The following is a 25,382-nucleotide window of genomic DNA, read 5'->3' on the forward strand; positions in this document are numbered from 1 at the left end:
GCGTGATCCGGGCGGTCAGTGCCCGCCGTGCCTGCCGCCGCCGTTCCCGCCGATGACACCGGGCGGCAGGGTGATGCCGCCGATGGCGTCGGTGCCGGGCTTGTCGTTGTTGTCGTTCCCGCCGTTGTCCTCGTCGCGGCCCTTGTTCTTGTCCTTCCCCTTCTCCTTGGCGCGTGGCACCGAGATCGGGTGGAAGGCCGGGGTCTCTCCGGCGTCCAGCGCGCCGTTCATCGCCGTCTTCCAGATGGGACCGGGAAGGCAGCCACCGCAGACCTTTTCGTAGTACTCGCCACCGATGGTGATGTCGTACATCTTGGTGGTCTTCTCGCCGATGTCGTCGCCGACCCAGACCGCGGTGGAGAGGTTCGGCGTGTAGCCGACGAACCAGGCGTCGAGGCGGTCGTTCGTCGTACCCGTCTTGCCCGCGTTGTCACGGTCGGTGAGCCCGGCCCGCGTGCCGGTGCCGTCCTCGACCACGCCCTTGAGCATCTGGCTGATCGTGTCCGCCGTCGGTTCGCTCATCGCGCGGGAGCACTTGGTCTGCGGTACGCCGAGCTTCTTGCCGTTGGGGTCGGTGATCGACTCCAGGGCGACGGGCGTGCAGTAGGTGCCCCGGTTGGCGAACGTGGCGTACACGGAGGCCATCGACAGCGGGGTGCTCACCTCACCGCCGAGGGTGATCGAGGCGTTCTCCTCGATCTCCTTGCCGTCGCCGCGCTCGTAGCCGACCTTCTTCGCCATCTCGACCGTCTCGCAGAGACCGGCCTTCTGCTCCAGTTTGGCGAAGTAGGTGTTGATGGACTTGCCGAGCGCGCTCGTCATGTCCCAGCTGCCCTTTTCGGTCTCCATCTCGTTCTGGAGGTCCCAGTTGCTGCTGCCGGTCGGGGATCCCGCACAGGTACGGAAGGAGTTCAGCGGCAGCGAGATCTTCCAGTCGGTGGAGTAGCTCTGCGCCGGGCTGACGCCCTTTTCCAGGGCGGCGGCGGCGGTGATCGGCTTGAAGGTCGAGCCGACCTGGAAGCCGTAGGTGCTGCCGCCCATCTTGTTGCTGACGCCGAGGTTGAGGACCGTCTCGTTCTTGTTCTGGTCCAGGCCGTAGGGCCTGGACTGGGCCATCGAGAGGATCTTCCCGGTGCCGGGCTGGACCTGCACCACCGAGGCGGCGACCTTGTCGTCCTTGTAGACCTTCGAGGTCGCGGCCGTGTCGGCGGCCTTCTGCGCGCGCGGCGAGAGCGTGGTCTTGATGGTCAGACCGCCGAGGTTCCAGAGCTTGGCGCGCTCGTCCTCGGTCTTACCGAAGGACGGGTCCGTCAGGATCGTCTTGCGTACGTAGTCGCAGAAGAACCCGGCGCCGCTGACGGCGGTGATGCAGCCACTGTTCGGCTTGCTGACCGCCAGCTTGATGGGGGTGGCGATGGCCTTGTCGGCCTCGGCCTGCGAGATGCTGCCGACGGAAGCCATGCGCCGCAGCACGGTGTTGCGACGCTTGGTCGCCTCCTCCGTGTCGTTGACCGGGTCGTAGCGGGTCGGCGACTGGACGAGGCCGGCCAGCATCGCGGCCTCCTCCAGCTTCAAGTCCTTGGCGTGCTTGGAGAAGTAGCGCATGGAGGCCGCTTCGACGCCGTAGGCCTGCTGCCCGAAGAAGGTGATGTTGAGGTAGTTCTCCAGGATCTTCTTCTTGCCGAGCTCTTCCTCGACCTGGATCGCGTACTTCAGCTCCCGGACCTTGCGGCCCATGGTCTGCTGAGTGGCCTCGGCGACCTTCTCCGGGTCGTCGCCCGCCTCCTCGACGAAGACGTTCTTCACGTACTGCTGGGTGAGCGTCGACGCGCCCTGCGAGGCGCCGCCCTCCTGCACGTTGCGGTTCATCGCGCGCAGGATGCCCTTGAGGTCCACGGCACCGTGCTCGTAGAAGCGCGAGTCCTCGATCGCGACGATCGCGTCCTGCATGTACGGCGAGATGTTCTTGAGCGGGACGACGGTGCGGTCACGCGAGTACACCGTGGCGATCGTGCCGCCCTCGTTGTCCAGGATCTTGGTCCGCTGGCTCAGCGGCGGAGTCTTGAGATTGGAAGGGATCTCGTCGAATCCCTCGACGGTCCCCTTGGCGGCGAGCCCGAGTGCGCCGGCGGCCGGCAGCGCGATGCCTGCCAGCACAGCTCCGGCGAGCGCGGCGACACCGAGGAACTTGGCGGCCTGCTGGGTCGTCGTCAGACCCCCGCCTGAGCGCTTCTTTGGCATGGGGGCAGCCTACGTTCTCATTCGCCGGACACGCGTATAGGCCTTGGCCTAAGCTGCTCTCAACTGTCACAGCAGTCCGATTGTGCATCAACCCCCTTGCACGGACCTCAATGGAATTCAGCCACCTGTCGCGGCGTTCCCGAATTCGCCTCGTGTGTCACAGAATGTCTGTTGTGACTTGAGGTTTCTGTCCCGATTGCGCCGGGAAGGTCCCGCATGTCTCCCCATCACTCCCCTGGGTGATCTGCCGCGTACGCATAGTCCGTTCGGACCATTCAAGATTGGGCCCGAAGGGGGTGTTGTGCCGTGCCTGCCTTCCGTAACGTCCTCAACTGGTGGCGGTGAATATGCCGCTGCCGCCGTGGGGGAGCCTCGATTCGGGAGAGGACGGCGCCGGCATGGGCTGGGTAACCGACTGGAGTGCGCAGGCAGCCTGCCGCACTACCGATCCGGATGAATTGTTCGTACAAGGGGCAGCGCAGAACAGGGCCAAGGCGGTGTGCACCGGATGCCCGGTGCGGACGGAGTGCCTGGCCGATGCGCTGGACAATCGCGTCGAGTTCGGCGTGTGGGGCGGAATGACGGAGCGGGAGCGCCGCGCGCTGCTGCGCCGACGGCCCACCGTCACGTCCTGGCGCCGCCTGCTGGAGACCGCGCGCAGTGAGTACGAGCGGTCCACGGGCATGCTGCCCGCAGCGGTGGGCCTGGACGACGGCCTGCACGACCACGACGATCTGCGCGACGACCAACTGCACGAGACCTTCGCCGCCGTGGGGTGAGATGGGCGGTGTGCGGTACCGCACGGGCTGTTCCTGGGGAGCCCGGCGGCGCTGGAGCGCGGTCCTACGCGGCTCCGGCCGGGGTGGAAGCGGAACCGGTCGCGAGCAGCTCCCCGATGGCCCTGAGGCCTGAGAGATCGTGCACATCACCGGGCAGAGCGGCGACCTCGGCCACCGGTACCTCGGGGTGGAGCGTGGTGAAGCGCTCCCGTGTGTGCTGCTCGCGCGCGACGACCTGCATGCGCTCGGCGTGCAGCCGCAGCAGCCCAGCGGTCAGCTGATCGACGGATGCTTCGTCCGTGTCTGATTCCGTGTGCGTGGGTGGTCCGGACGGGTCAGGCGACTTTCGGCCACTGCTGTGGGGCTCGGGCTCGGCGGCGCGCGTCGTCCGGTCGTACGGGGGCGGCTCCTGCTGTGAAGGCTTGTGCGGGGCGTGCTCGCTGCTGCTGGGCTCGGGGGAGAGCGGGGACTCCGGGGCCTCGGGAGAGGGGTCGGCCACCAGGTCCTCCGGGTCACCAAGGCCAGCCTTCCCGGCCGTCTGATCCACAATGCCGACGCCTTCAAGATTTTCTGCGGCGGCCACCGCCCGCTCCGCGGAGAGCCGCGCGGCCCCGCTGCCGTGCACCCGGTTGAGGACCAGACCCGCCAGCGGCATCTCCTCCGCGGCCAGCCGTTCCACGAAGTACGCCGCCTCACGCAGGGCGTCCCGCTCCGGCGTCGCGACCACCAGGAAAGCGGTGCCGGGGGCCTGGAGCAGCTTGTACGTGGCATCGGCCCGGGTACGGAATCCGCCGAACATGGAGTCCATCGCCGCGACGAAGGTCTGTACGTCACGGAGGAACTGCCCCCCGAGCAGCTTGCCGAGCGTCCCCGTCATCATCGACATGCCGACATTGAGGAACTTCATCCCGGCCCGTCCGCCGATCTTCGCCGGGGCGATCAGCAGTCGGATGAACTTCCCGTCCAGGAACGAGCCGAGACGTTTAGGCGCGTCCAGGAAGTCCAGTGCGGAGCGGGACGGAGGGGTGTCGACGATGATCAGGTCCCACTCGTCGCGTGCCCTCAGCTGCCCGAGCTTCTCCATCGCCATGTACTCCTGCGTGCCCGCGAAGCCGGCCGACAGGGACTGGTAGAAGGGGTTCTCCAGGATCGCGCGGGCACGCTCGGCGTCCGTGTGCGCCTCGACGGTCTCGTCGAAGGTGCGCTTCATGTCGAGCATCATGGCGTGCAGCTCGCCCTCGCCCCCGATGCCGTCGACCCGGCGCGGGATGTTGTCCAGCTGGTCGATGCCCATGGACTGGGCGAGCCGACGGGCCGGGTCGATGGTGAGGACGACGGCCTTCCGACCGCGCTCCGCCGCCCGTACGCCGAGAGCCGCCGCGGTCGTGGTCTTGCCCACACCGCCGGAGCCGCAGCAGACGACGATACGGATCTCCGGGTCGTCCAGGAGCGCATCGGTCTCCAGCCCCGGTGCGTTCTCCGAGCCCGGTGCGTTCTCCATGCCGGGTGTCATGCGCCCGCCCCTCGTCCGGAGCCGCGTCGCTTCCCGCCCCGGGGCGCCTGCCCCGCCGGGCCCGCGGTCTCGTCCCCGACCCCCTGCTTACGGAACTCCTCCGCCAGCTCGTACAACGCGGACAGGCTCACGCCCTCGCCCATCAGCGGGAGCTCGGCCGTGGGCAGCCCGAGACCGGCCAGTACAGCGCGCTGCTCACGCTCCAGGCCCACGCGCTGGGCATGCTCGGCGGCCTGTTCGACGAGGGGCCGCACGAGTGCGGCGGAACCTGTCACGCCGGCCCGGGTGAGCGTCTTGGCGATCTCCTTGCGGCGGCCTCCCGAGGCCGTGCGCAGCGTGTCCTCGTCCAGCAGGTGGGGCCGCACCATGTTCACGACGACCCGGCCCACGGGCAGTTCGGCGGCCCGGAGCTCCGCGATGCCGTCCGCGGTCTCCTGGACCGGCATCTCCTCCAGGAGCGTCACCAGATGGACCGCGGTCTCGGGGGACTTCAGGACCCGCATCACGGCCTGCGCCTGATTGTGTATGGGGCCGATCCGCGCCAGCCCCGCCACCTCGTCGTTCACGTTGAGGAAGCGGGTGATGCGGCCGGTGGGGGGCGCGTCCATGATCACGTAGTCGTAGACGAACCTGCCCTGCTTGTCCTTGCGGCGTACGGCCTCGCAGGCCTTGCCGGTCAGCAGGACGTCCCGCACACCCGGGGCGATGGTGGTGGCGAAGTCGATCGCGCCGAGCTTCTTCAGCGCCCGGCCCGCGCTGCCGAGTTTGTAGAACATCTGGAGGTAGTCCAGGAGGGCGCGCTCGGCGTCGATCGCCAGGGCATGCACCTCCCCGCCGCCCGGCGCCACGGCGATCCGGCGCTCCTCGTAGGGGAGGGGCTCGGATTCGAAGAGCTGGGCGATGCCCTGCCTTCCCTCGACCTCGACGAGGAGAGTGCGCCTGCCCTCGGTCGCGAGGGCGAGCGCGAGTGCGGCGGCGACCGTGGTCTTACCGGTCCCGCCCTTGCCGCTGACGACCTGGAACCTGCTCACGTCTTCGAGCCTAACCAGTCGGCAGGCAGGCTACGCACGAGCCCGCCTGTGCCAGGCATTACAGTCGGCTCATGACCAAGTGGGAATACGCGACCGTGCCCCTTCTCGTGCACGCGACCAAGCAGATTCTGGACACCTGGGGCGAGGACGGCTGGGAGCTGGTCCAGGTCGTTCCCGGGCCGAACAACCCCGAGCAGCTCGTGGCCTACCTGAAGAGGGAGAAGCCGTAGTGGCGGGCGCCGTCGAGGCGAAGCTCGCCGAACTCGGCCTGGCCCTCCCGGACGTCGTTCCGCCGCTCGCCTCGTACCAGCCGGCCGTGCGCTCGGGGGTGTACGTCTACACCTCGGGCCAGCTCCCGATCGTGGACGGCACACTCTCGGTGACCGGCAAGGTCGGTGCCGAGGTGACGGCGGACGAGGCCAAGGAGCTGGCGAAGACCTGCGCGCTGAACGCCCTGGCGGCGGTCAAGTCGGTCGCCGGTGACCTGGACCGGATCGCACGGGTCGTGAAGGTCGTGGGCTTCGTCGCCTCCGCCTCCGACTTCACCGGGCAGCCAGGTGTCGTCAACGGTGCGAGCGAGCTGCTCGGCGCGGTCCTCGGGGACAAGGGCGTGCACGCCCGCAGCGCCGTGGGCGTCGCGGTCCTGCCGCTGGACGCACCGGTGGAGGTCGAGGTCCAGGTCGAGCTCGTCGACGCCTGAGCCGGCACTTCTCCGTCCGCCCGATCCCGTAGTCCCCTCGCCCGATCCCGTAGCGCCCCGATCCCGCCCGGTCCCGCGACCGGGCGGGATCATGCGCGTACGGACGGTGTGCGTACGTGTAGGGGGCAGGCATTCGATGTCCGGGGCCCTCGAACATCGACGCGGTTCCGGATAGCCTCCGGCCATGTCCAACGGTCAGTGGTACCCACCGGAATGGCCCGCCCGGATCAGGGCACTCGCCAGCGGCGAGCTGACAGCCGTGACCCCCAGGCGTGCGGCCACGGTGATGCTGCTCCGCGACGAAAAGCCGGGGGACGGCGGCGCACGGGGCGACGGCGTACCCGCCGACGGCACCACGGGCACCACAGGGGCCACCGGCCTCGCCGTCCATATGCTGCGCCGGCGCACCTCCATGGCCTTTGCCGGCGGCGCGTACGCCTATCCGGGTGGCGGGGTCGACCCGCGTGACGACGACCACCTCGTCCGCTGGGCAGGACCGTCCCTGGAGACCTGGGCCGGCCGGCTGGGTGTCGGCACCCTCGCAGAGGCGCAGGCCGTCGTCTGCGCCGCGGTCCGTGAGACGTACGAGGAAGCGGGCGTCCTGCTGGCCGGGCCGACGGCCGACACCGTCGTGAGCGACACCACGGGCGCCGACTGGGAGGCCGACCGCGAGGCCCTCGTCGCCCGTGAGCTGTCCTTCGCGGGTTTCCTCGACCGCCGTGGCCTGGTGCTGCGATCCGACCTGCTGGCCGCTTGGGCGCGCTGGATCACCCCGGCCTTCGAGCCACGGCGCTACGACACCTGGTTCTTCGTGGCCGCGCTCCCGGAGGGGCAGCGCACCCGGAACGCCTCCACCGAGGCCGACCGGGCGGTGTGGATCCGGCCGGGTGACGCCGCGGACGGCTACGACCGGGGCGAACTGCTGATGATGCCGCCCACCGTGGCCACCCTGCGGGCCCTGAGGCCCTACGGGACGGCCGCGGAAGCGCTGAAGGGGGCGGATTCCCAGGAACTGGCTCCTGTGCTGGCAGAGGCCCGTATGGAAGGTGATGAGCTGGTGCTGAGCTGGCCGGGGCGCGAGGAGTTCACCAAGCACGTCCCGACGGGCGGTGGATCATGAGCGACGCGGCCGCACTGCCCGGGCAGCCGCGGGGCGGGGTCCTCTCCGGGCCCGCCACCACTCGTACGGTCAACGTCCTGGCACCCAACGCCTCGGCGATGACCCTGGACGGCACGAACACCTGGATCGTCGCGGAACCGGACTCCGACCTCGCGGTCGTGATCGACCCGGGCCCGCTCGACGACGTACATCTGCGGGTCGTCGTCGACACCGTGGAGCGTGCGGGCAGGCGGGTCGGCCTCACCCTGCTCACGCACGGACACCCCGACCACGCGGAGGGCGCCGCGCGCTTCGCCGAGCTCACCCGTACGAAGGTGCGCGCCCTGGACGTGGCGCTGCGCCTGGGCGACGAGGGACTCGAGGCCGGTGACGTGATCACTACGGGCGGCCTGGAGCTCCGGGTGGTCCCGACCCCGGGACACACCGCCGACTCGCTCTCCTTCCACCTGCCCGCCGACCGGGCCGTGCTGACGGGCGACACGGTTCTCGGGCGCGGAACCACCGTCGTCGCGCACCCGGACGGCCGGCTCGGGGACTACCTGGACACCCTGCGGCGGCTGCGCTCGCTGACGGTCGACGACGGGGTGCACACGGTGCTTCCGGGGCACGGGCCGGTGCTGGAGGACGCGCAGGGCGCGGTCGACTTCTATCTCGCTCACCGGGCACACCGGCTGGCCCAGGTGGAGACGGCCGTGGAGGCGGGGCACCGGGCGCCCGCCGAGGTCGTGGCGGCGGTGTACGCGGACGTGGACCGTTCCCTCTGGCCTGCGGCGGAGCTGTCGGTGCGGGCTCAGCTGGAGTACCTCGGCGAGCACGGTCCGGTCTGACCCGACGTGCCCGCAGAAGCAGAACACGACAAGGCCCCACCGGCCGGTGGGGCCTTGTCGGACGCCTGGGCCGGACGCGTGAGCCGGATGCGTCGGCCGGACGCGTCAGTCGGACGCGTCAGCGGGAACGCTTCGCCAGCCGCTCCACGTCCAGGAGGATCACGGCGCGCGCCTCGAGTCGCAGCCAGCCGCGGCCCGCGAAGTCCGCGAGTGCCTTGTTGACCGTCTCGCGGGAGGCGCCGACCAGCTGGGCGAGCTCCTCCTGCGTCAGGTCGTGCACCACGTGGATGCCCTCCTCCGACTGCACGCCGAAGCGGCGCGACAGGTCGAGGAGCGCACGGGCGACGCGGCCCGGCACATCGGAGAAGACCAGGTCGGACATCTGGTCGTTGGTCTTGCGCAGGCGGCGGGCGACGGCGCGCAGCAGCGCGGTGGCCACCTCGGGGCGGACATTCAGCCAGGGCTGGAGGTCTCCGTGACCGAGGCCGAGGAGCTTGACCTCGGTGAGCGCGCTGGCCGTCGCGGTACGCGGGCCCGGGTCGAACAGGGACAGCTCCCCGATCAGCTCTCCGGGGCCGAGGACGGCCAGCATGTTCTCCCGCCCGTCGGGGGAGGTGCGGTGGAGCTTCACCTTGCCCTCGGTGACCACGTACAGGCGGTCGCCCGGGTCGCCCTCGTGGAACAGCGCGTCTCCGCGTGCGAGGGTCACCTCACTCATCGAGGCGCGGAGCTCCGCGGCCTGCTCATCATCGAGCGCCGCGAAAAGCGGGGCGCGCCGCAGAACGTCGTCCACGAGTTCTCTCCTTGTCGGCCTGTTCAGGGAAGCGTCGTTTCCATGATGCCGGACGGCAAAACAGTGCGATCGATCACAAACCAGTTTGACGCACGGGCGTGCCGGACCCTACGGCAGGGGGCCGATTGGGCGTGGATACGCGGTGACCGGGGCGGATGTCAGCCCCTGGCTCTAGGCTGGCCGAGTGTCCGTGACGCCGGTGGGGGCACGGGCCGAGGGGGCTGATGGGGTGTCGGGAGACGGGAATTCCGCTGTGGGCGAACAGGTCGCACGAAGTAAGAAAAATGCCGCAAGTCGCTCGTCGGGAGCGACAGCGGGAGCGGCGTCGGGAACAGGACGAGGAGCGGCGGCGGGAGGGGTGCGAGGAGCAGCGTCGGGAGTGGCCTCCGGCAAGCCCGCGAAGCCCGAGTCGCATCTCGCGATGGTCCGCCGTGCCCGCCGGATCAACCGCGAGCTGGCCGAGGTCTATCCGTACGCCCACCCTGAGCTGGACTTCCGTAATCCGTTCGAGCTCCTGGTGGCCACGGTGCTTTCCGCACAGACCACCGACCTGAGGGTCAACCAGACGACCCCGGCCCTCTTCGCTGCCTACCCGACGCCCGAGGACATGGCCGCCGCCGTGCCCGAGAAGCTGGAGGAGATCATCCGGCCGACCGGTTTCTTCCGGGCCAAGGCGCGGTCCCTCATGGGTCTGTCGGCCGCTCTGCGCGACGACTTCGACGGTGAGGTACCCGGGCGTCTCGCTGATCTCGTGAAGCTGCCGGGCGTCGGGCGCAAGACGGCCAACGTCGTCCTCGGCAACGCGTTCGGCGTCCCCGGAATCACTGTGGACACGCACTTCGGCCGGCTGGTCCGGCGCTGGAAATGGACCGAGCAGGAGGACCCGGAGAAGGTCGAGGCGGAGATCGCCGCGATCTTCCCGAAGAGCGAGTGGACGATGCTCTCGCACCGGGTGGTCTTCCACGGCCGCCGCATCTGCCACTCCCGTAAGCCCGCCTGCGGAGCCTGCCCCATCGCTGCTCTCTGTCCGGCCTACGGGGAGGGCGAGACGGACCCGGAGAAGGCGAAGAAGCTCCTGAAGTACGAGATGGGCGGCTATCCGGGCCAGCGCCTGAGCCCGCCCCCGGACTATCCGGGCAGCCCCGCACCGCCGCTGGGAGCCGGGTGAGCGCCCTTCGCTCCCGCCCCGCCAAGCGCGCGTGAGCGTCCTGCGAACCGCCCGCCCGGCGCGCGTGAGCGTCCTGCGAACCGCCCGCCCGGCGCGCATGGGCGTCCTGCGAACCGCCCGCCCTGCGCGCATGGGCGTCCTGCGCCCCGCCCGCCAGGCGCGGCCCCGTGCGGAACGAAATGACCGACGACAGGCGTTGGAACGACGGGGGTGCCCATGACGCACGCACAAGGAACACGGGCCGCGGCTGACGCGGCCACCGACGGTACGGGCGCGCCCCACGGCAGCGCGCTCACCGTCACCACCGACGGCCTGCCCGCCTGGCTCGATCCCGTGGCCCGAGCGGCGCGCACGGTGCAGGCGCAGCAGCTCAGCCGGTTCCTGCCGCCGGAGAGCGGGGCCGGGCGCCAGTCCGCCGTCCTGGTTCTCTTCGGCGAGGGCGAGCGCGGCCCTGAGCTGCTCCTGATGGAGCGTTCCGGTTCCCTGCGCTCCCACGCCGGCCAGCCTTCCTTCCCCGGGGGCTCCCTCGACCCCGAGGACGGCGACCACACCACCACCGGGCCCCTCAGGGCCGCGCTGCGGGAGGCCGAGGAGGAGACCGGACTCGATCCCAGCGGTGTCCAGCTCTTCGGTGTGCTGCCCCGGCTCTACATCCCGGTGAGCGGCTTCGTCGTCACGCCTGTCCTCGGCTGGTGGCGGACGCCCAGCCCGGTGGGAGCCGTCGATCCTGCCGAGACCGCCCGGGTCTTCACCGCCCCCGTGGCCGATCTCACGGATCCCGCCAACCGCGCGACGGCGGTCCACCCGAGCGGGCACCAAGGCCCCGCGTTCCTGGTCGAATCGGCTCTGGTCTGGGGATTCACAGCGGGTGTGATCGACAGGATTGTGCACTTCGCGGGGTGGGAACGCCCCTGGGACAGGACCAGGCAGGTGCCGCTCGACTGGCGCGCATGACAGGCTGACTCCCGTGCTGCGCTGTTCCGGGCCTGGCCCGGACCCCGTCGAACCGGACGGGCCAGGTGACGAATCTGCGAGGCTATAGACGGTGAACGTGCTGGACATCCTGCTGCTCGTCGGCGCCGTGTGGTTCGCGGTCATCGGCTACCGCCAGGGTTTCGTCGTCGGCATCCTGTCCGTGATCGGCTTCCTGGGCGGCGGTCTCGTGGCCGTCTACCTGCTGCCCATCATCTGGGACCAGGTGACCGACGGATCCGAGGTTTCCTCCACCGCGGCCATCGTCGCGGTCGTGATCGTGATCGTGTGCGCCTCCGTGGGCCAGGCATTCACCACGCACCTGGGCAACCGGCTCCGCCGGCACATCACGTGGTCGCCCGCACGCGCCCTGGACGCCACGGGCGGCTCCCTGGTCAACGTGGTGGCCATGCTCCTGGTGGCCTGGCTGATCGGCTCCGCGCTGGCCGGCACCTCACTGCCGACGCTGGGCAAGGAGGTCCGCAGCTCCTCGGTCCTGCTCGGGGTCTCGCGGGTGATGCCCGATCAGGCCTCCACCTGGTTCACGGACTTCTCGTCCGTCCTCGCGCAGAACGGCTTCCCGCAGGTCTTCAGCCCCTTCGCCAACGAGCCCATCACCGAGGTCGACGCCCCGGATCCGGCGCTCGCCGGGAGCCCGGTGGCCACCCGTGCCAAGAAGTCCATCGTCAAGGTCGTCGGGATGGCGCCGGGCTGCGGCAAGGTCCTCGAAGGAACCGGTTTCGTCTTCTCCGACCGCCGTGTGATGACCAACGCCCACGTGGTCGGCGGCGTCGACGAGCCGACCGTCCAGATCGGCGGCGAGGGCCGGCTGTACGACGCCAAGGTCGTCCTCTACGACTGGCAGCGTGACATCGCCGTACTGGACGTCCCTGACCTGGACGCCAAGCCCCTGAGCTTCACCGGCAGCGACAAGGACGCGGCCAGCGGCGACAGCGCCATCGTCGCCGGCTTCCCGGAGAACGGCGGCTACGACGTACGCTCCGCACGCATCCGGGGCCGTATCGACGCCAACGGCCCGGACATCTACCACCGGGGCACCGTGCGGCGTGATGTGTACTCGCTCTTTGCGACCGTCCGCCAGGGCAACTCCGGCGGCCCGCTGCTCACTCCGGACGGGAAGGTGTACGGAGTGGTGTTCGCGAAGTCGCTCGACGACCCCGACACGGGTTACGCGCTGACGGCCGACGAGATCCGCGAGGACATCGAGCTCGGCAAGTCCACGGCCCAGCAGGTCGACAGCCAGGGTTGCGCGCTCTGAGTTCTGCGCGCGGCGGCCGGCGCCTCATCCATGGCGACGTGCGCGGGGCGGCGGCATCCACGGGGACGGCGGCCGTCTCATCCACGGGGACGGCGGCCGTCTCATCCACGGGGATGGCGCAGGCGTGCCGAGACCCAGCGGGCCCGGCGGTGGAGAATGCGCGGAATGCCCAGCCGGAGATCGTGGAAATCGCTCACATCGTGCACCCGGCTCGGGGAGCCGCCCCCCTCATGAACGCTCGGACCAGCAGGAGCGGTCGAGCGGCGGTTGCGTGCTGCGTCATTGAAGTCGCGCGTCCAGCCCATACCCCGACGTCTGCCCGTGACCCAAGGTCAGTAATCGTGCGCGAGTCAGCCAATTGGCTTATGCGGCAGGCAATTGGCTGTTCGTCGGACAACTGTGCCCACCGACTACCGGTCGGGCTCAGGGTCCTTGAGCCAGTTGATGAGTTCGGCCGAGAAGCCGACCGGATCCTCCTCGTGGGGGAAGTGCCCCAGACCGTCGAAAAGTCGCCATCGGTAGGGCGCTTCGACATACTCCCCGGATCCCGCGGAACTGCGAGTCCTGATCGCCGGATCGAGTGAGCCGTGGAGATGCAGCGTCGGCACCCGGACAGGGCGCTTCATACGCCGGTTGAACTGGACGCCGTCCGGGCGGGCCAGCGAGCGGACCATCCAGCGGTACGGCTCGATCGAGCAGTGGGCCGTCGAGGGGATGCACATCGCGCGCCGGTAGACGTCCGTGGTCAGGTCGTCGGGGAAGTCGGGGGTGCGCGGCCCGGACCAGTCGCGGATCAGCCGGGCCACCAGAGCGGCGTCGTCCGCCACGAGCTGACGCTCCGGAACCCACGGCCGCTGGAAGCCCCAGACGTGCGAGCCGGCCCTGGACTGAGCGAAGTCCGAAAGCATCGAGGAACGCCAGCGGCGTGGATGCGGCATCGAGGACACCACGAGCCTCCGGACCAGCTTCGGCCGCATCACTGCCGCGGTCCAGGCGAGGTAGCCGCCCATGTCGTGCCCGACGAGCGCCGCGTCGGACTCCCCGAGCGAACGGATCACGCCGGTGACGTCGAGCGCCAGGTTGGCGGGGTCGTAGCCCCGGGGCGTACGGTCGCTGCCGCCCACCCCGCGGAGGTCCATCGCGACCGCGCGGTATCCGGCGTCGGCCAGGGCCGTCAGCTGATGGCGCCAGGTCCACCAGAACTGCGGGAAACCGTGCAGCAACAGCACCAGCGGGCCGTCACCGATCTCGGCGATGTGGAAGCGCGCGCCGTTCGCGGCCACGTCACGGTGGGTCCAGGGCCCGTCGATGCGGACAGGGCTGCCGGAACCGGCTGCCGGTCCCAACGGCCCCACCGGTCCTGATGTACTGAAGTCGGGGTCGGTCATGCGGACGAGCGTGTCACAGAGGGCACCGCGTCCTGAACAGGTCCGCTCTCGATGGCCTTGTCCGAGAGCGTGCTGCCCTGCGCCTGTTCGATCGCCCGTGCGCCGACGGCGGGGCGGGGGTGGGGCTTGACGCCCTGCAGGACCGCGGCGGTCTGCTTGGCCGAGGCGATGGACTTCTCCGGCGGCTTGACCTTCTTGAACTTGGCGTACCCGAAGAGCGCGAGCAGGAGCCCCAGCAGGATGAACGCACCGCCGACGATCAGGAACGACCAGGCGAGGCCCAGCCCGAGATTGTGGATCCCGTAGGCCGCGGCGAAGCTCAGCACCGGGATCGCGAAGAGGATCAGCACACCTGTGACGATGAAAGCCACGCTGCCGATCACGCCGCGCTTGACGTCCTGGCGCACCTCGGCCTTGGCCAGGGCGATCTCGTCGTGCACCAGCGCGGACATCTCAGCAGTCGCCGAAGCGAACAACTGTCCGATACTGCGGTCGGTGCTGCCCGCGTAGTTGCCGGGGTCGCTCATCCCTGACTCCCTCTCTTATTCCGTACATCCGATGTCAGATCATGCCGGACTGTCCGGCTTGCTGCTCGCTGCCCCCGCCCGTTCGGCAAGGCGACGGTGCTCGGCTGCCTTCCTCTCGTGGACCGCGGCCATGCGCAGGTGGTACTCGGGATCGTCCTGCTCGTAGACGTCGGGCACCCCCGATCCGTCCGCGTCGAGCTCTTCGGCCTCGTACAGCGCCCTGTATCTGCGTACCCGCAGTTTGAGCAGTACACCGGAGAGTACGGCGGCAATCAGGGAACCGATGAGCACAGCAGCCTTGATGTCGTTGATCATGCCCTCGTCGCCGGTGAAGGCGAGTTCCCCGATGAGCAGCGAAACGGTGAATCCGATGCCGGCCAGCGTGGCCACGGCGAAGACGTCTGCCCAGGCGAGGTCCTTGTTCAGCTGGGCCTTCGTGAAGCGGGTGACGAGCCAGGTGCCGCCGAAGACGCCCACGGTCTTGCCGACGACCAGACCGAGGACGACCCCGAGCGTTTCGGGCCGGGTGAAGACTCCGGCCAGGGCATCGCCCTTGAGGGTGACACCGGCCGAGAAGAGAGCGAACAGCGGGACCGCGAAGCCGGCCGACAGAGGACGCATCAGGTGCTCGATGCGCTCGCCGGGTGACTGCGTTTCTCCCTCGCGCGGGGTGCAGCGCAGCATGAGCCCCATGGCGACCCCGGCGATCGTCGCGTGGACGCCGCTGTTGTACATCAGCCCCCAGATCACCAGGGCGAGCGGCAGATAGATGTACCAGCCTCGTACCCCGGTGCGCAGCAGCACGTAGAAGACGGCGAGACCCGCGAAGGCGCCGCCGAGCGCAATGAAGTCGATGTTCTCGGTGAAGAAGACCGCGATGATGAGGATGGCGAAGAGGTCGTCGACGACGGCGAGCGTCAGCAGGAAGGCACGCAGCGCCGACGGCAGTGAGGTGCCGATGACCGCGAGAACGGCGAGCGCGAACGCGATGTCGGTGGCGGTGGGGACGGCCCAGCCGGCGACGGATCCACCGCCGAATGCCGCGGTCAGCGTGTAGACGACGGCGGGGACGGCCATGCCGCAGAGCGCCGCCGCGACCGGAAGGGCCGCGGCCTTGGGGTCGCGGAGCTCCCCGGCGACCAGCTCACGCTTGAGTTCGACGCCCGCGACGAAGAAGAAGACGGCGAGCAGCCCGTCGGCTGCCCAGTGGGCGACCGAGAGATGAAGTCCCAGTGTTTCGGGGCCGAAGTGGAAACGGCTGACGGACGCGTAGGCAGAGCCGAAGGTGTTGGCCCAGATCAGCGCGGTGACGGCGGCGGCCAGCAGGATGACACCGCCGACCGTCTCGGTGCGCAGGGCATCGGCGACGTAGTTGCGCTCGGGGAGCGAGAGCCGACCGAGCAGAGTGCGGCGGCCGGAAGGGGGGACTGGGGGCACGGGCGGGGCCACGGGGGAGACCTCCGGGTCGGGTTACGGCAGTGGTGGCATGGCGAATACACATGCCGACCAGACTTCCCGGCGCCCCTGTGGAGATTTTTCTGTGCTGTTGGCACGTGCTGCTGTGTGTGGTCGGTGCTCGTGCGTGCTGCTTGTTGTACGTGCTGCTCGTGTTGTTGTGCGTGCTGCTCGTGCTGACGCCGTTACGTCGGACCAGGCCGAACCATGACGACGAAGCCATCACTCTACCTGGGCTATCGGAACGTATCCGGATCCGGTGTCCGCCGCACGGTGGGAGCACCGGCAGCCGTAGATCTCCGCCGTGCTTTCCGGCTGCCGACGGGCTGAGGGCTGACCGAAGGGGCACCCGAGTCGCTCCGAGTGCCCCTCCTCCTGTCCGGTCCTCCGGTCCCCTAGTCCTCCGGTCCCCTAGTCCTCGGAGGAGGCGGACGGCAGCTGCGTCTGGATGAGCGACATGACCGAGGAGTCCGTGAGCGTGGTGACATCGCCCAGCTCGCGGTTCTCGGCGACGTCACGCAGCAGGCGCCGCATGATCTTTCCGGAACGGGTCTTCGGGAGCTCCGCCACCGGCAGGACGCGCTTGGGCTTGGCGATCGGCCCCAGGGTGGCGCCGACGTGGTTGCGCAGCTCGGCGACCAGCTCCTCGGAGGCGGTGGCCGTCCCACGCAGGATCACGAAGGCGACGATGGCCTGGCCCGTGGTCGCGTCGTTGGCGCCGACCACGGCGGCCTCGGCGACCGAGGGGTGCGAGACGAGAGCCGACTCGACCTCGGTGGTCGAGATGTTGTGCCCCGACACGAGCATGACGTCGTCGACCCGGCCGAGCAGCCAGATGTCGCCGTCCTCGTCCTTCTTCGCGCCGTCGCCCGCGAAGTACTTGCCCTCGAAGCGCGACCAGTAGGTGTCGATGTAACGCTGGTCGTCTCCCCAGATGGTGCGGAGCATCGACGGCCACGGCTCGGTGAGGACGAGATAGCCGCCCCCGCCGTCCGGCACCTCGTTGGCCTCGTCGTCGACGACGGTGGCGGAGATACCGGGCAGGGCCCGCTGGGCCGAACCCGGCTTCGTCGCCGTGACCCCGGGGAGCGGCGAGATCATCATGGCGCCGGTCTCGGTCTGCCACCAGGTGTCCACGACCGGGCAGGAGTCGGCGCCGATGTGCTTGCGGTACCAGATCCAGGCCTCGGGGTTGATCGGCTCACCGACCGAACCGAGGACACGCAGCGACGAGAGATCGAACTTGGCGGGGATGTCGTCTCCCCACTTCATGAACGTGCGGATCGCCGTCGGCGCGGCGTAGAGGATCGTGACGCCGTACTTCTGGACGATCTCCCAGAAACGTCCCTGGTGGGGCGTGTCGGGCGTGCCCTCGTACATGACCTGGGTCGCGCCGTTCGCCAGCGGGCCGTAGACGATGTACGAGTGCCCGGTCACCCAGCCGATGTCGGCGGTGCACCAGTAGACGTCGGTCTCGGGCTTGAGGTCGAAGACCGCGTGGTGGGTGTACGCCGTCTGGGTCAGGTAGCCACCGGAGGTGTGCAGGATGCCCTTCGGCTTACCCGTGGTGCCCGAGGTGTAGAGAATGAAGAGCGGCTGCTCCGCGTCGAAGGCCTCGGGCGTGTGCTCCGCCGACTGTCGGCCGGTGATCTCGTGCCACCAGACGTCCCGGCCCTCGGACCACGCGGTGTCCTGCCCGGTGCGCCGGACCACCAGGACGTGCTCGACGCCGGCGATGCGTGAGACGGCTTCGTCCACCGCGGGCTTGAGCGCCGAGGGCTTTCCGCGGCGGTAGCCGCCGTCGGCGGTGATGACCACCTTGGCGTCGGCGTCCTGGATGCGGGCGGCGATGGCGTCCGCGGAGAAGCCGCCGAAGACCACCGAGTGCGCCGCGCCGATACGGGCGCAGGCCAGCATCGCTACGACAGCCTCCGGGATCATCGGCAGATAGACGGCGACCCGGTCACCCTTGCCGACACCGAGCTCGATGAGCGCGTTGGCCGCGCGCGAGACCTCGTCCTTCAGCTCCGCGTAGGTGATGGCGCGGCTGTCCCCCGGCTCGCCCTCGAAGTGGATCGCGACCCGGTCGCCGTTGCCGGCCTCGACATGACGGTCCACGCAGTTGTACGCGACGTTGAGCTTGCCGTCCGCGAACCACTTCGCGAAGGGCGGGTTGCTCCAGTCGAGCGTCTCGGTCGGCTCCGTGACCCAGGTCAGGCGGCGGGCCTGCTCGGCCCAGAAGCCCAGCCTGTCCGCCGCGGCCTGCTCGTACGCCTCCGCGGTCACGTTGGCGTTGGCGGCCAGATCGGCGGGCGGTGTGAACCGCCGCTCCTCCTTGAGCAGATTGGCCAGGCTTTCGTTGCTCACGACATCTCCCATTCCCAGGGTGTCCGTTGTGTCCCGGAGGACAGCTCATCAGGCATCGGGCCAGGTGACAAGTGTCTACCGGAAAGTGGTTTAGACCTGTGTCCCGTACGGGGAGTCACATGCCCGCTCGGGCACGCACCTGCCGTGCGTTGCCCAAGCGGGATCACAAGGTCTCACGGACCGGGTATGTGAGTGGTTCAGGCGCTGACGGTGGTGCCGGGAGCGGTGCGCAGAGCCTCGATGCCGTGCTCCGCACCGGGGGCGACCCGGACGAACACCTCGTCGGGCCCTGTACCCGAACTGGCGCCCTCGATCAGCAGATAGGCCTGCGCCTCGCCGACATGGAAGTACATGCCGTGCAGCTGAAGGGTGCCCGCTGCCAGCCGGCGGGCCACCGACCCATGGGCTCGCAGATGCTCCAACTGCTGGACCACATTGGTCAGGCAGAGCTGCTCCACCGCGTCGGTGGGCAGCCGGCCGGTGATGCGCGCCCAGGAGTGATGACGCGAATGCATGCGATCCAGGCTCGGAAGACCGTGCCGCAACCAGCGCCACAGAGGTGTCCCGGGCGTTTCCGGCGGGGCCTCCGACAGGGCCTGCATCGCCCCGCATCCGGAGTGGCCGCAGATGGTGATGGACTCGACCCCCAGCACGTCCACCGCGTACTCGATGGCGGCAGCCACGGAATCGTCTCCGCTCGCCGCGTCCCCGGCGCCAGGAGGCGGCACCAGATTGCCGACGTTCCGCACGGTGAAGAGGTCGCCGGGTCCGCTCGCGGTGATCATGCTGGTGACCAGGCGGGAATCGGCACAGGTGAGGAACAGCTGCGAAGGCCGTTGCCCCTCGGCAGCCAGCCGGGCCAACTCGTCACGGACCAGTGGGGCGGTGGTGCGCTGGAACGAACTGAGGCCGCTGAGAAGGCGATGCGCACCGTGCGGACGGCCGGCGGAACTTCTCGGGACAGTGGAAGAGGAGAGCTTCGAGACGGCGTGCACGACAGGGGAGGCACCGGTGGCGCCGGTCGGCGAGATGTCCTGCGTGCCGTCGTGGCAGTGATGGTTGCGCCACGGTGTCCAGGGACGGCAGCAGGAGTGCGAGGCCGACGCGGGCTCGGCGATCCTGCCGCCGGAGCGCCCGGTGAACTCGACGCGGCCGCCCATCGCGGTCTGTGCCGCATACCAGTCCTGGATCGTCTCGTACGCCGCGTGGTCCATGAAGAAGCCGTCCAACTCGACCACGGCGTCCACTCCTTGGGGAAGCTTGCCGAGCAGGCGGCTGAGCCGGGGGACGGCCAGGAAGGTCAGCTGACCGCGCGCGGCCACCAGATAGCGGCCGTCCCGCTCCGTCACGGTGATCCTGGTGTGTGCCAGCCGGTGCAGGGCGACGGCCACCGCCACGACGATGCCGATCGCCACCCCCTGGAGCACCCCGGCAAGAATCACGCCGCTGATCGTGGCGCCGTACACCAGGAACTCCCGGTGTCTGTGGACCTTCCGGATGTGGGCGAAGCTGACCATCTGGACCCCGACCACCATCACCAGGGCTGCGAGCGCGGCCAGGGGGATCCACTCGAGGACTGTGACCAGCAGCACGGATGCCAGCAGCACCCAGACGCCGTGCAGCACGGTGGAGGCCCGACTCCTCGCGCCCGCCCGCACATTCGCGGAACTGCGTACGGCGCCGCCCGACACGGCGAGCCCTCCGGCCAGGCCCGAGACCGCGTTGGCGATGCCCTGGGCCCGCAGCTCCCGGTCGAGGTCCGACCGCTTGACGGGCGGGTACGGCGCCGAACCGTCCTTGGGTGTGGCCATGGAGCGGTCCGCGGCCAGCTTGTCCACGGATACGGCGGCCAGCAGGGATTCGAGGCTGGCCACGAGCATGACGGTGAACACCGCCGTCGCCAGCGCCGCCACCGGGCCGTGCGGCAGCTCGGGCAGTGCGTGCGCGCGCCAGGACGGCAGGTCGACCCTGGCGATGCCAGGTGTTGCCACGGCGGCCACAGCCGTCGCGGTGACCACTGCGGCGAGCGCCGCGGGGATTCTGCCAAGTGACGCGCCGATCCGCCCGGGCAGGCGCGGCCACAGGACGAGAAGGGCCACCGTCAGAGCTCCGATGAGGGGCCCGGCCGGCTCGAAGTGCGTCAAGCGGGAGGGCAGCGACAGGGCGTTGTCGAGGGCTGAGCTGCGCGGCACCTCGCCGAACACGATGTGCAGCTGGGCGAGCGCGATGGCCACACCGATGCCGGCGAGCGTGCCGTGCACGATGGCCGGACTGACGGCGAGGGCGCTGCGGGCCGCTCTCAGCGAGCCCAGCAGAATCTGCAGGAGTCCGGCTCCGACGGTGATGGCACACGTGGTGCGCCATCCATAGATCTGGATCAACTCCGCCGTGACCACGGTGAGTCCGGCGGAGGGGCCGCTGACCTGGAGCGGTGTGCCGCCCAGCAGTCCGGCGACGATGCCCCCGATCGCGGCGGACACCAGCCCGGCGGCGAGTGGGGCGTCCATGGCCACGGCGAGACCGAGCGACATGGGAACGGCGATCAGGAAGACGGTGATCGATGCGGACAGATCCGCACCCGAGACGCGGAAGCGACCGCGACGGGGCGAGGACGGCGGACTGTGCGGACGCTTGATTCCCGAGGCCCTGGAAGGGCGTGAACTTCGGGATGAGCGGTCGTTGCGAGTAGGGACGCAGGCAGACATGTTCCCGTCTCCTCCGGGGCAGCGCGGTCGCGGTGTGCGAATGACGGCGGCCGTGGTTCACGGCGTGCAGCGGTGGGGCAAAGCGGCGGGATTTTCTCAACTCTCCGTAAATGAATCGTAATGGAGAGTAAAGAAAGGTGTCCATGCTTTCGAGCAAATAGGCCAGTGAGTCACTCTTCTCAGTGAATAAGCAGCTTTTCATCCGGCTTGTCGTACTGATTCCGTCAGGGCTGCATGTGAGGTTGACCGCGCCGTGTCGGCGTACTTCAACGCACGAATCCTGCAAGGAAGAGGGTGGACGGATGATGGCCGCCGCGAAGCGGATCGCCCTGGGAGCCGTGGCCACGGCCCTGGTCGCCGGACTGGCCGGCTGCTCGGTTCCCGGGACGGGGGCTGACGGCCCCGCGCCCGGGGCGGGCAAGAAGTCCGCCCCGGGCGCCGAGGGGAACTCTCCTGCAGCGGCGCCCAAGGGAGCGGTCGAGCTCATCGGCGACGGCTCCACCGCCTTTACCGGAGCCCAGCCGGAACTCCCCGTGGCCAAGCGGCTCAAGCCCGGCCAGAAGCCCCCGCAGTTCGTGGTGTTCTCGTGGGACGGTGCGGGTGAGGACAGCCAGAAGCTCTTCTCGCATTTCCGGGAGGTCGCGAAGAAGTACGACGCCAAGATGACGTACTTCCTCAGCGGCGTGTACCTCCTGCCGGAGAAGAAGAAGGAGCTCTACGACCCACCGCAGCATTCGGTGGGCAGCTCCGACATCGGATTCAACGATGCGAAGGGAATCCACGACACGCTGACGGAGCTGCGTGCGGCGTGGCAGGAGGGGAACGAGATCGGCACCCACTTCAACGGGCACTTCTGCGGCCCTGACGGGGGTGTCGGCACGTGGTCGGTCGAGGAGTGGAAGAGCGAGATCAGCCAGGCGAAGTCGTTCGTGAAGAGCTGGAAGACGAACTCCCCCGATCTCAAGAGGGAAGCGCCCCTGCCCTTCGACTACGACAAGGAGCTGATCGGCGCCCGCACCCCGTGCCTGGAGGGGCAGAAGAACATGGTCGCGGCCGCACGGACCATGGGGTTCCGCTACGACTCCAGCGGTATCCGCAATCAGGTCTGGCCCGCGAAGAAGGACGGGCTCTGGGACCTCTCCATGCAGCTCGTCCCCGTGCCTGGCCGGGCGTTCGAGACGCTCTCGATGGACTACAACTTCATGTTCAACCAGTCCGGTACGACGACGCAGGGCGACCCCGACAAGCGCGAGTACTGGGGCAACCAGCTGCGGGACGGTCTGCTCCAGGCCTTCGACCGTGCCTACAGCGGTAACCGGGCTCCGCTGATCGTCGGCAACCACTTCGAATCCTGGAACGGCGGCACCTACATGCGTGCGGTCGAGGAGACGATCAAGACGGTGTGTACCAAAAAGGACGTGCGGTGCGTCTCCTTCCGCCAGCTCGCCGACTGGCTGGACGCACAGGATCCGGCCACGGTCGCCAGGCTCGGGACGCTGAAGGTCGGTCAGGAGCCCGAGCCCGGCTGGACCGCGTTCCTCGCGGGGACAGCCCCGGGTAAGCCCGCGAGCAGCCCCGTGCCTGCCAGGCCGGCGGATCGGTCGGCAGACAAGGGAGCCGACGGGAGTGCGGAGTAGGGCTCACCCGTAGGCGCAGGGCTCACCCGCGGGCGCCGCTCACTCCGGTTCAGGCCGGCTGGGCGGCGTCCGCCTTCGCACGGTGTTCCTGCAGGACGAAGGCGGGGTCGACCTGGGCAGCCAGATCGGCGCCCGTCTTCTCGTTGCCCCAGCTCTCGGCGTTCTTCAGATGGAAGTGCACCATCTGCCGCGTGTAGCGCTCCCAGTCGCGCAATGAGTACGAGTCCTCCGCGGCGTCCTGCAGGGCTTGCAGGGCCATCCGGTTGTCCGCTTCCAGCAGTTCGAACGGCGCGGGGCGGCCCTTTTCCATCGTCCGGACCCAGTCGGACTGACCGACGCCGATCAGCAGGTCGTCGCCGACCTCCGCGCGAAGGAACTCCAGATCGTCCTCGCTCTGCACCTTGTTGCCCACCACCTTCAGTGCGACACCGAAGTCCCGCGCGTACTCCTTGTACTGGCGGTAGACGGAGACACCCTTCCGAGTCGGTTCGGCGACCAGGAACGTCATGTCGAAGCGGGTGAACATCCCTGACGCGAACGAGTCCGACCCTGCCGTCATGTCGACCACCACATACTCCTCCGGCCCGTCGACCAGGTGGTTGAGGCAGAGCTCGACCGCCCCGACCTTCGAGTGGTAGCAGGCGACGCCGAGATCGGACTCGCTGAACGGGCCGGTGGCCATCAGCCGGATCTCCCCGTCGTCGAGACGGACCGTGCGGGCGCAGGCGTCGTAGACCGGGTTGTCCTCGCAGACGCTGAGGAGCCGGGACCCCTCCCCGGGCGGTGTCGTCTTGATCATCGTCTCGGCGGACGCGATACGGGGGTTGCTTCCCCGGAGGTAGTTCTTGATGAGAGGCAGCTGGGCCCCCATGGCGGGCAGAGCGGCGGCCTCCTGCTCGTCCAGGCCGAGGGCGGCCCCCAGGTGCTGGTTGATGTCGGCGTCCACCGCGACGACATGGGCTTCATTGGCAGCGAGGTGGCGGATGAAGAGCGAGGACAGCGTGGTCTTGCCGCTGCCGCCCTTCCCCACGAAAGCGATCTTCATGTTCACTTACGGTAGCGGAATCATCGCTCACTGTGGTCTCTCTTCGTGAAGAAGACCACTCCCGGGCGGTATCCGTAATAGGGGCGCGTAGCCTCCTTACCTATGAGTACGACTTCCTCGGACCCGCTTGCCGCCCTGGGTGACCTGCCGGGGGTGGCCGACGCGGTGGACTCCGTACGCAAGGCCGTGGACCGGGTCTACGGGCACCGGGTCATGCGACGCCGCAGCAACGAGGTCACCGCGGAGGCGGCCCTGCGCGGCGCCCGCGGCTCGGCTGCGCTCTCGGGTGCCGACTGGAATCTCGAGGAGGTGCGCCGGCGCACCGACTTCAGCGGTGAGGCCGACGCCCGCACCATCGGCGCCGCTCTGCGGCTCACGGCGGAGGCCGGACAGCTGCTCTCCATCTGGCGGCAGTCCCCGCTTCGTGTCCTGGCGCGCCTGCATCTGGTGGCGGCGGGCGGCGCGACTCCGGACGAGACGGTCGGCAGGCCCCGACTGGCGGGTGAGCCTGTCGACGAGCCGTTGATCGAGGCGCCCGTCCCGGGTGCGGACGAGGTGTCCGGACGCCTCGAAGGCCTGTCGCAGCTGATCATCGCGGGCGGCTCGGCCCCCGCTCTGGTGACGTCCTCGGTGGTGCACGGTGAGCTGTTGGCGCTGAGGCCCTTCGGCTCGCACAACGGCCTGGTCGCCCGGACCGCCGAGCGCATCGTGCTGATCGGCAGCGGACTGGATCCCAAGTCGATCTGCCCTGCCGAAGTCGGTCACGCCGAGCAGGGACGCGCGGCTTACGTGGCGGCGTTCGAGGGGTATCTGTCGGGGCGGCCGGAGGGCATGGCTGCCTGGATCGCCCACTGCGGGCGCTCGGTGGAGCTGGGGGTGAGGGAGTCCACGGCGGTGTGTGAGGCGCTCCAGCGCGGCGCGGCCTGAGCGGAAAGGGTTGCGGCGGTACCGGTTCCGGTACCGCCGCTGGCACGTCCGCCCAGTTACCAAGCGTCCTCGGTGTGTGCCCATCAGGTCGGTCTTTTCCCGTCACCTGGTGCGGCTGGCCCGTAATCGACGGGTCGACGTCGCGTGGGTGCTCGGCTTTCGTGCTCGGTCCGTGGGGCCTGTGCGTAAAGGTGATCCTCTCGGATGTCCTTGGTCTCGCGGGCCGTTGAATCCTTTGTACTCCCGGACCGGGCGGAGCGGAAGCGCCGGCCACTTTTCTTTACTTTTATGTTCAAAAACGGTCAGGTCGGACATGGCTTGCCGGTCGGAACGGTCAGATGGTGGCGGCGCGGCGACGGTTGGCGTACCAGACGAGCCCGGCGGTCACGGCGGCCGCGCCCAATGCGGCCGCTGCGACGAGTGCCGGGCGCGGTGGCATCGAGAACGCGGGCAGGCGCTGCTTGAGCCGGACCGGTCGGTCGAAGGAGAGAACGGGCCATTCCCGGAGTGTGGCCTCACGCCGCAGTGCCCGGTCCGGGTTGACGGCGTGCGGGTACCCCACGGACTCGAGCATCGGCACGTCGGTGGCGGAATCGCTGTACGCGTAGCAGCGGGACAGGTCGTAGCCTTCCGATTCGGCGAGAGCCCTGATCGCCTCGGCCTTGGTAGGCCCGTAGGCGTAGTACTCGATCTCGCCGGTGTAGCAGCCGTCGTCTCCCACCACCATCCGGGTCGCCACCACCCGGTCGGCGCCGAGGAGTTCCCCGATCGGTTCGACGACCTCGGCGCCGGAGGTCGAGACGATGACGACGTCCCGCCCGGCGGTGTGATGCTCCTCGATCAGGGTCGCGGCCTCGTCGTAGATGATGGGGTCGATCAGATCGTGCAGAGTTTCGGCCACGAGGTCT

The 25,382-nt window shown here is 69.3% G+C and carries 22 protein-coding genes; 10 read left to right on the plus strand and 12 right to left on the minus strand.

Annotation, left to right across the window (positions count from 1 at the left end; genetic code table 11):
- Positions 1–15 precede the first annotated feature (15 nt).
- Positions 16–2,241 (minus strand): transglycosylase domain-containing protein, encoded by a 2,226-nt coding sequence (locus AB0C75_RS30660; RefSeq protein ID WP_362894999.1) that lies wholly within the window; start codon positions 2,239–2,241, stop codon positions 16–18.
- 398 nt (positions 2,242–2,639) lie between these two features.
- Here AB0C75_RS30660 and AB0C75_RS30665 point away from each other — a divergent pair, with 398 nt between their 5' ends.
- Positions 2,640–3,020, plus strand: a complete 381-nt coding sequence (locus AB0C75_RS30665; RefSeq protein ID WP_362895000.1) for a WhiB family transcriptional regulator — start codon at positions 2,640–2,642, stop codon at positions 3,018–3,020.
- A 64-nt stretch (positions 3,021–3,084) separates the two neighbouring features.
- Here AB0C75_RS30665 and AB0C75_RS30670 read toward each other — a convergent pair whose 3' ends face one another.
- Together AB0C75_RS30670 and AB0C75_RS30675 are read right to left on the minus strand one after the other, a co-directional pair.
- The gene (locus tag AB0C75_RS30670) at positions 3,085–4,533 is read right to left on the minus strand and encodes an ArsA family ATPase (protein WP_362895001.1); all 1,449 of its coding nucleotides are present in this window, start codon (positions 4,531–4,533) and stop codon (positions 3,085–3,087) included.
- Positions 4,530–5,564: an ArsA-related P-loop ATPase gene (locus AB0C75_RS30675; RefSeq protein ID WP_362895002.1), complete on the minus strand. Its 1,035-nt coding sequence runs from the start codon at positions 5,562–5,564 to the stop codon at positions 4,530–4,532. The genes AB0C75_RS30670 and AB0C75_RS30675 overlap by 4 nt, the downstream gene beginning before the upstream one ends.
- Positions 5,565–5,635: 71 nt before the next feature.
- Here AB0C75_RS30675 and AB0C75_RS30680 point away from each other — a divergent pair, with 71 nt between their 5' ends.
- The 4 genes from AB0C75_RS30680 (at position 5,636) to AB0C75_RS30695 (ending at position 8,211) form a co-directional block, all read left to right on the plus strand.
- Positions 5,636–5,794 carry a DUF4177 domain-containing protein gene (locus AB0C75_RS30680; RefSeq protein WP_019992579.1) on the plus strand — a complete coding sequence of 53 codons (159 nt, stop codon included), beginning with the start codon at positions 5,636–5,638 and terminating at the stop codon, positions 5,792–5,794.
- Complete coding sequence (locus AB0C75_RS30685) at positions 5,794–6,264, plus strand: RidA family protein (RefSeq protein ID WP_362895003.1); 471 nt, start codon at positions 5,794–5,796, stop codon at positions 6,262–6,264. Before AB0C75_RS30680 ends, AB0C75_RS30685 begins: the two co-directional genes overlap by 1 nt.
- Before the next feature lie 184 nt (positions 6,265–6,448).
- Complete coding sequence (locus tag AB0C75_RS30690; RefSeq protein ID WP_362895004.1) at positions 6,449–7,384, plus strand: NUDIX hydrolase; 936 nt, start codon at positions 6,449–6,451, stop codon at positions 7,382–7,384.
- Positions 7,381–8,211, plus strand: a complete 831-nt coding sequence (locus tag AB0C75_RS30695; RefSeq protein WP_362895005.1) for an MBL fold metallo-hydrolase — start codon at positions 7,381–7,383, stop codon at positions 8,209–8,211. Before AB0C75_RS30690 ends, AB0C75_RS30695 begins: the two co-directional genes overlap by 4 nt.
- A 118-nt stretch (positions 8,212–8,329) precedes the next feature.
- Here the strand turns inward: AB0C75_RS30695 and AB0C75_RS30700 are convergent, their stop codons facing one another.
- Positions 8,330–9,004 (minus strand): Crp/Fnr family transcriptional regulator, encoded by a 675-nt coding sequence (locus tag AB0C75_RS30700; protein WP_164258843.1) that lies wholly within the window; start codon positions 9,002–9,004, stop codon positions 8,330–8,332.
- Positions 9,005–9,257: 253 nt separating this feature from the next.
- On the opposite strand from AB0C75_RS30700, the gene nth reads away from it, so the two are divergent.
- The 3 genes from nth (at position 9,258) to AB0C75_RS30715 (ending at position 12,423) form a co-directional block, all read left to right on the plus strand.
- Positions 9,258–10,172 carry an endonuclease III gene (gene nth / locus AB0C75_RS30705; protein ID WP_362895006.1) on the plus strand — a complete coding sequence of 305 codons (915 nt, stop codon included), beginning with the start codon at positions 9,258–9,260 and terminating at the stop codon, positions 10,170–10,172.
- 216 nt (positions 10,173–10,388) lie between these two features.
- On the plus strand, positions 10,389–11,126 hold the full coding sequence (locus tag AB0C75_RS30710; RefSeq protein ID WP_362895007.1) for a CoA pyrophosphatase: 738 nt from the start codon (positions 10,389–10,391) through the stop codon (positions 11,124–11,126).
- Between the two features lie 91 nt (positions 11,127–11,217).
- On the plus strand, positions 11,218–12,423 hold the full coding sequence (locus AB0C75_RS30715) for a MarP family serine protease (RefSeq protein ID WP_362895008.1): 1,206 nt from the start codon (positions 11,218–11,220) through the stop codon (positions 12,421–12,423).
- 101 nt (positions 12,424–12,524) lie between these two features.
- On the opposite strand, the gene AB0C75_RS30720 is transcribed toward AB0C75_RS30715, so the two are convergent.
- The 6 genes from AB0C75_RS30720 to AB0C75_RS30745 all read right to left on the minus strand — a co-directional run bounded on the left by AB0C75_RS30720 (position 12,525) and on the right by AB0C75_RS30745 (position 20,865).
- On the minus strand, positions 12,525–12,728 hold the full coding sequence (locus AB0C75_RS30720; protein ID WP_362895009.1) for a hypothetical protein: 204 nt from the start codon (positions 12,726–12,728) through the stop codon (positions 12,525–12,527).
- 105 nt (positions 12,729–12,833) lie between these two features.
- Positions 12,834–13,811 carry an alpha/beta hydrolase gene (locus tag AB0C75_RS30725; protein ID WP_362895010.1) on the minus strand — a complete coding sequence of 326 codons (978 nt, stop codon included), beginning with the start codon at positions 13,809–13,811 and terminating at the stop codon, positions 12,834–12,836.
- Positions 13,808–14,338 (minus strand): phage holin family protein, encoded by a 531-nt coding sequence (locus tag AB0C75_RS30730; RefSeq protein ID WP_362895011.1) that lies wholly within the window; start codon positions 14,336–14,338, stop codon positions 13,808–13,810. The genes AB0C75_RS30725 and AB0C75_RS30730 overlap by 4 nt, the downstream gene beginning before the upstream one ends.
- Before the next feature lie 39 nt (positions 14,339–14,377).
- The gene (gene nhaA / locus AB0C75_RS30735) at positions 14,378–15,775 is read right to left on the minus strand and encodes a Na+/H+ antiporter NhaA (RefSeq protein ID WP_362895012.1); all 1,398 of its coding nucleotides are present in this window, start codon (positions 15,773–15,775) and stop codon (positions 14,378–14,380) included.
- 429 nt (positions 15,776–16,204) lie between these two features.
- Positions 16,205–18,172, minus strand: a complete 1,968-nt coding sequence (acs, locus tag AB0C75_RS30740; protein WP_362895013.1) for an acetate--CoA ligase — start codon at positions 18,170–18,172, stop codon at positions 16,205–16,207.
- 185 nt (positions 18,173–18,357) lie between these two features.
- Positions 18,358–20,865, minus strand: coding sequence for a SulP family inorganic anion transporter (locus AB0C75_RS30745; protein ID WP_362895014.1), 2,508 nt, complete (start codon positions 20,863–20,865; stop codon positions 18,358–18,360).
- 302 nt (positions 20,866–21,167) lie between these two features.
- Between AB0C75_RS30745 and AB0C75_RS30750 the strand changes: the two genes are divergently transcribed.
- Positions 21,168–22,502, plus strand: coding sequence for a hypothetical protein (locus AB0C75_RS30750; RefSeq protein ID WP_362895015.1), 1,335 nt, complete (start codon positions 21,168–21,170; stop codon positions 22,500–22,502).
- A 49-nt stretch (positions 22,503–22,551) separates the two neighbouring features.
- Here the strand turns inward: AB0C75_RS30750 and AB0C75_RS30755 are convergent, their stop codons facing one another.
- The gene (locus tag AB0C75_RS30755) at positions 22,552–23,547 is read right to left on the minus strand and encodes an ATP-binding protein (protein ID WP_362895016.1); all 996 of its coding nucleotides are present in this window, start codon (positions 23,545–23,547) and stop codon (positions 22,552–22,554) included.
- A gap of 102 nt (positions 23,548–23,649) precedes the next feature.
- Here AB0C75_RS30755 and AB0C75_RS30760 point away from each other — a divergent pair, with 102 nt between their 5' ends.
- Entirely contained in the window at positions 23,650–24,474 is an 825-nt protein-coding gene (locus AB0C75_RS30760) for an oxidoreductase (protein WP_362895017.1), read from the plus strand.
- Between the two features lie 334 nt (positions 24,475–24,808).
- On the opposite strand, the gene AB0C75_RS30765 is transcribed toward AB0C75_RS30760, so the two are convergent.
- Positions 24,809–25,382: HAD-IB family hydrolase (locus tag AB0C75_RS30765; RefSeq protein ID WP_362895018.1), on the minus strand; the 574-nt coding region annotated here is incomplete at its 5' end.

The sequence above is a fragment of the Streptomyces sp. NPDC048565 genome, assembly GCF_040650935.1.
GTDB lineage: Bacteria > Actinomycetota > Actinomycetes > Streptomycetales > Streptomycetaceae > Streptomyces.

Bases quoted from the DNA above. Each gene is read 5' to 3' on its own strand.
- AB0C75_RS30760 (WP_362895017.1), top strand. From the start codon at position 23,650: ATGAGTACGACTTCCTCGGACCCGCTTGCCGCCCTGGGTGACCTGCCG.
- AB0C75_RS30670 (WP_362895001.1), bottom strand. From the start codon at position 4,533: ATGACACCCGGCATGGAGAACGCACCGGGCTCGGAGAACGCACCGGGG.
- AB0C75_RS30725 (WP_362895010.1), bottom strand. From the start codon at position 13,811: ATGACCGACCCCGACTTCAGTACATCAGGACCGGTGGGGCCGTTGGGA.
- acs (WP_362895013.1), bottom strand. From the start codon at position 18,172: ATGGGAGATGTCGTGAGCAACGAAAGCCTGGCCAATCTGCTCAAGGAG.
- AB0C75_RS30690 (WP_362895004.1), top strand. From the start codon at position 6,449: ATGTCCAACGGTCAGTGGTACCCACCGGAATGGCCCGCCCGGATCAGG.
- AB0C75_RS30665 (WP_362895000.1), top strand. From the start codon at position 2,640: ATGGGCTGGGTAACCGACTGGAGTGCGCAGGCAGCCTGCCGCACTACC.
- AB0C75_RS30695 (WP_362895005.1), top strand. From the start codon at position 7,381: ATGAGCGACGCGGCCGCACTGCCCGGGCAGCCGCGGGGCGGGGTCCTC.
- AB0C75_RS30750 (WP_362895015.1), top strand. From the start codon at position 21,168: ATGATGGCCGCCGCGAAGCGGATCGCCCTGGGAGCCGTGGCCACGGCC.
- AB0C75_RS30730 (WP_362895011.1), bottom strand. From the start codon at position 14,338: ATGAGCGACCCCGGCAACTACGCGGGCAGCACCGACCGCAGTATCGGA.
- AB0C75_RS30710 (WP_362895007.1), top strand. From the start codon at position 10,389: ATGACGCACGCACAAGGAACACGGGCCGCGGCTGACGCGGCCACCGAC.
- AB0C75_RS30660 (WP_362894999.1), bottom strand. From the start codon at position 2,241: ATGCCAAAGAAGCGCTCAGGCGGGGGTCTGACGACGACCCAGCAGGCC.
- AB0C75_RS30680 (WP_019992579.1), top strand. From the start codon at position 5,636: ATGACCAAGTGGGAATACGCGACCGTGCCCCTTCTCGTGCACGCGACC.
- AB0C75_RS30745 (WP_362895014.1), bottom strand. From the start codon at position 20,865: ATGTCTGCCTGCGTCCCTACTCGCAACGACCGCTCATCCCGAAGTTCA.
- AB0C75_RS30755 (WP_362895016.1), bottom strand. From the start codon at position 23,547: ATGAAGATCGCTTTCGTGGGGAAGGGCGGCAGCGGCAAGACCACGCTG.
- AB0C75_RS30720 (WP_362895009.1), bottom strand. From the start codon at position 12,728: ATGGGCTGGACGCGCGACTTCAATGACGCAGCACGCAACCGCCGCTCG.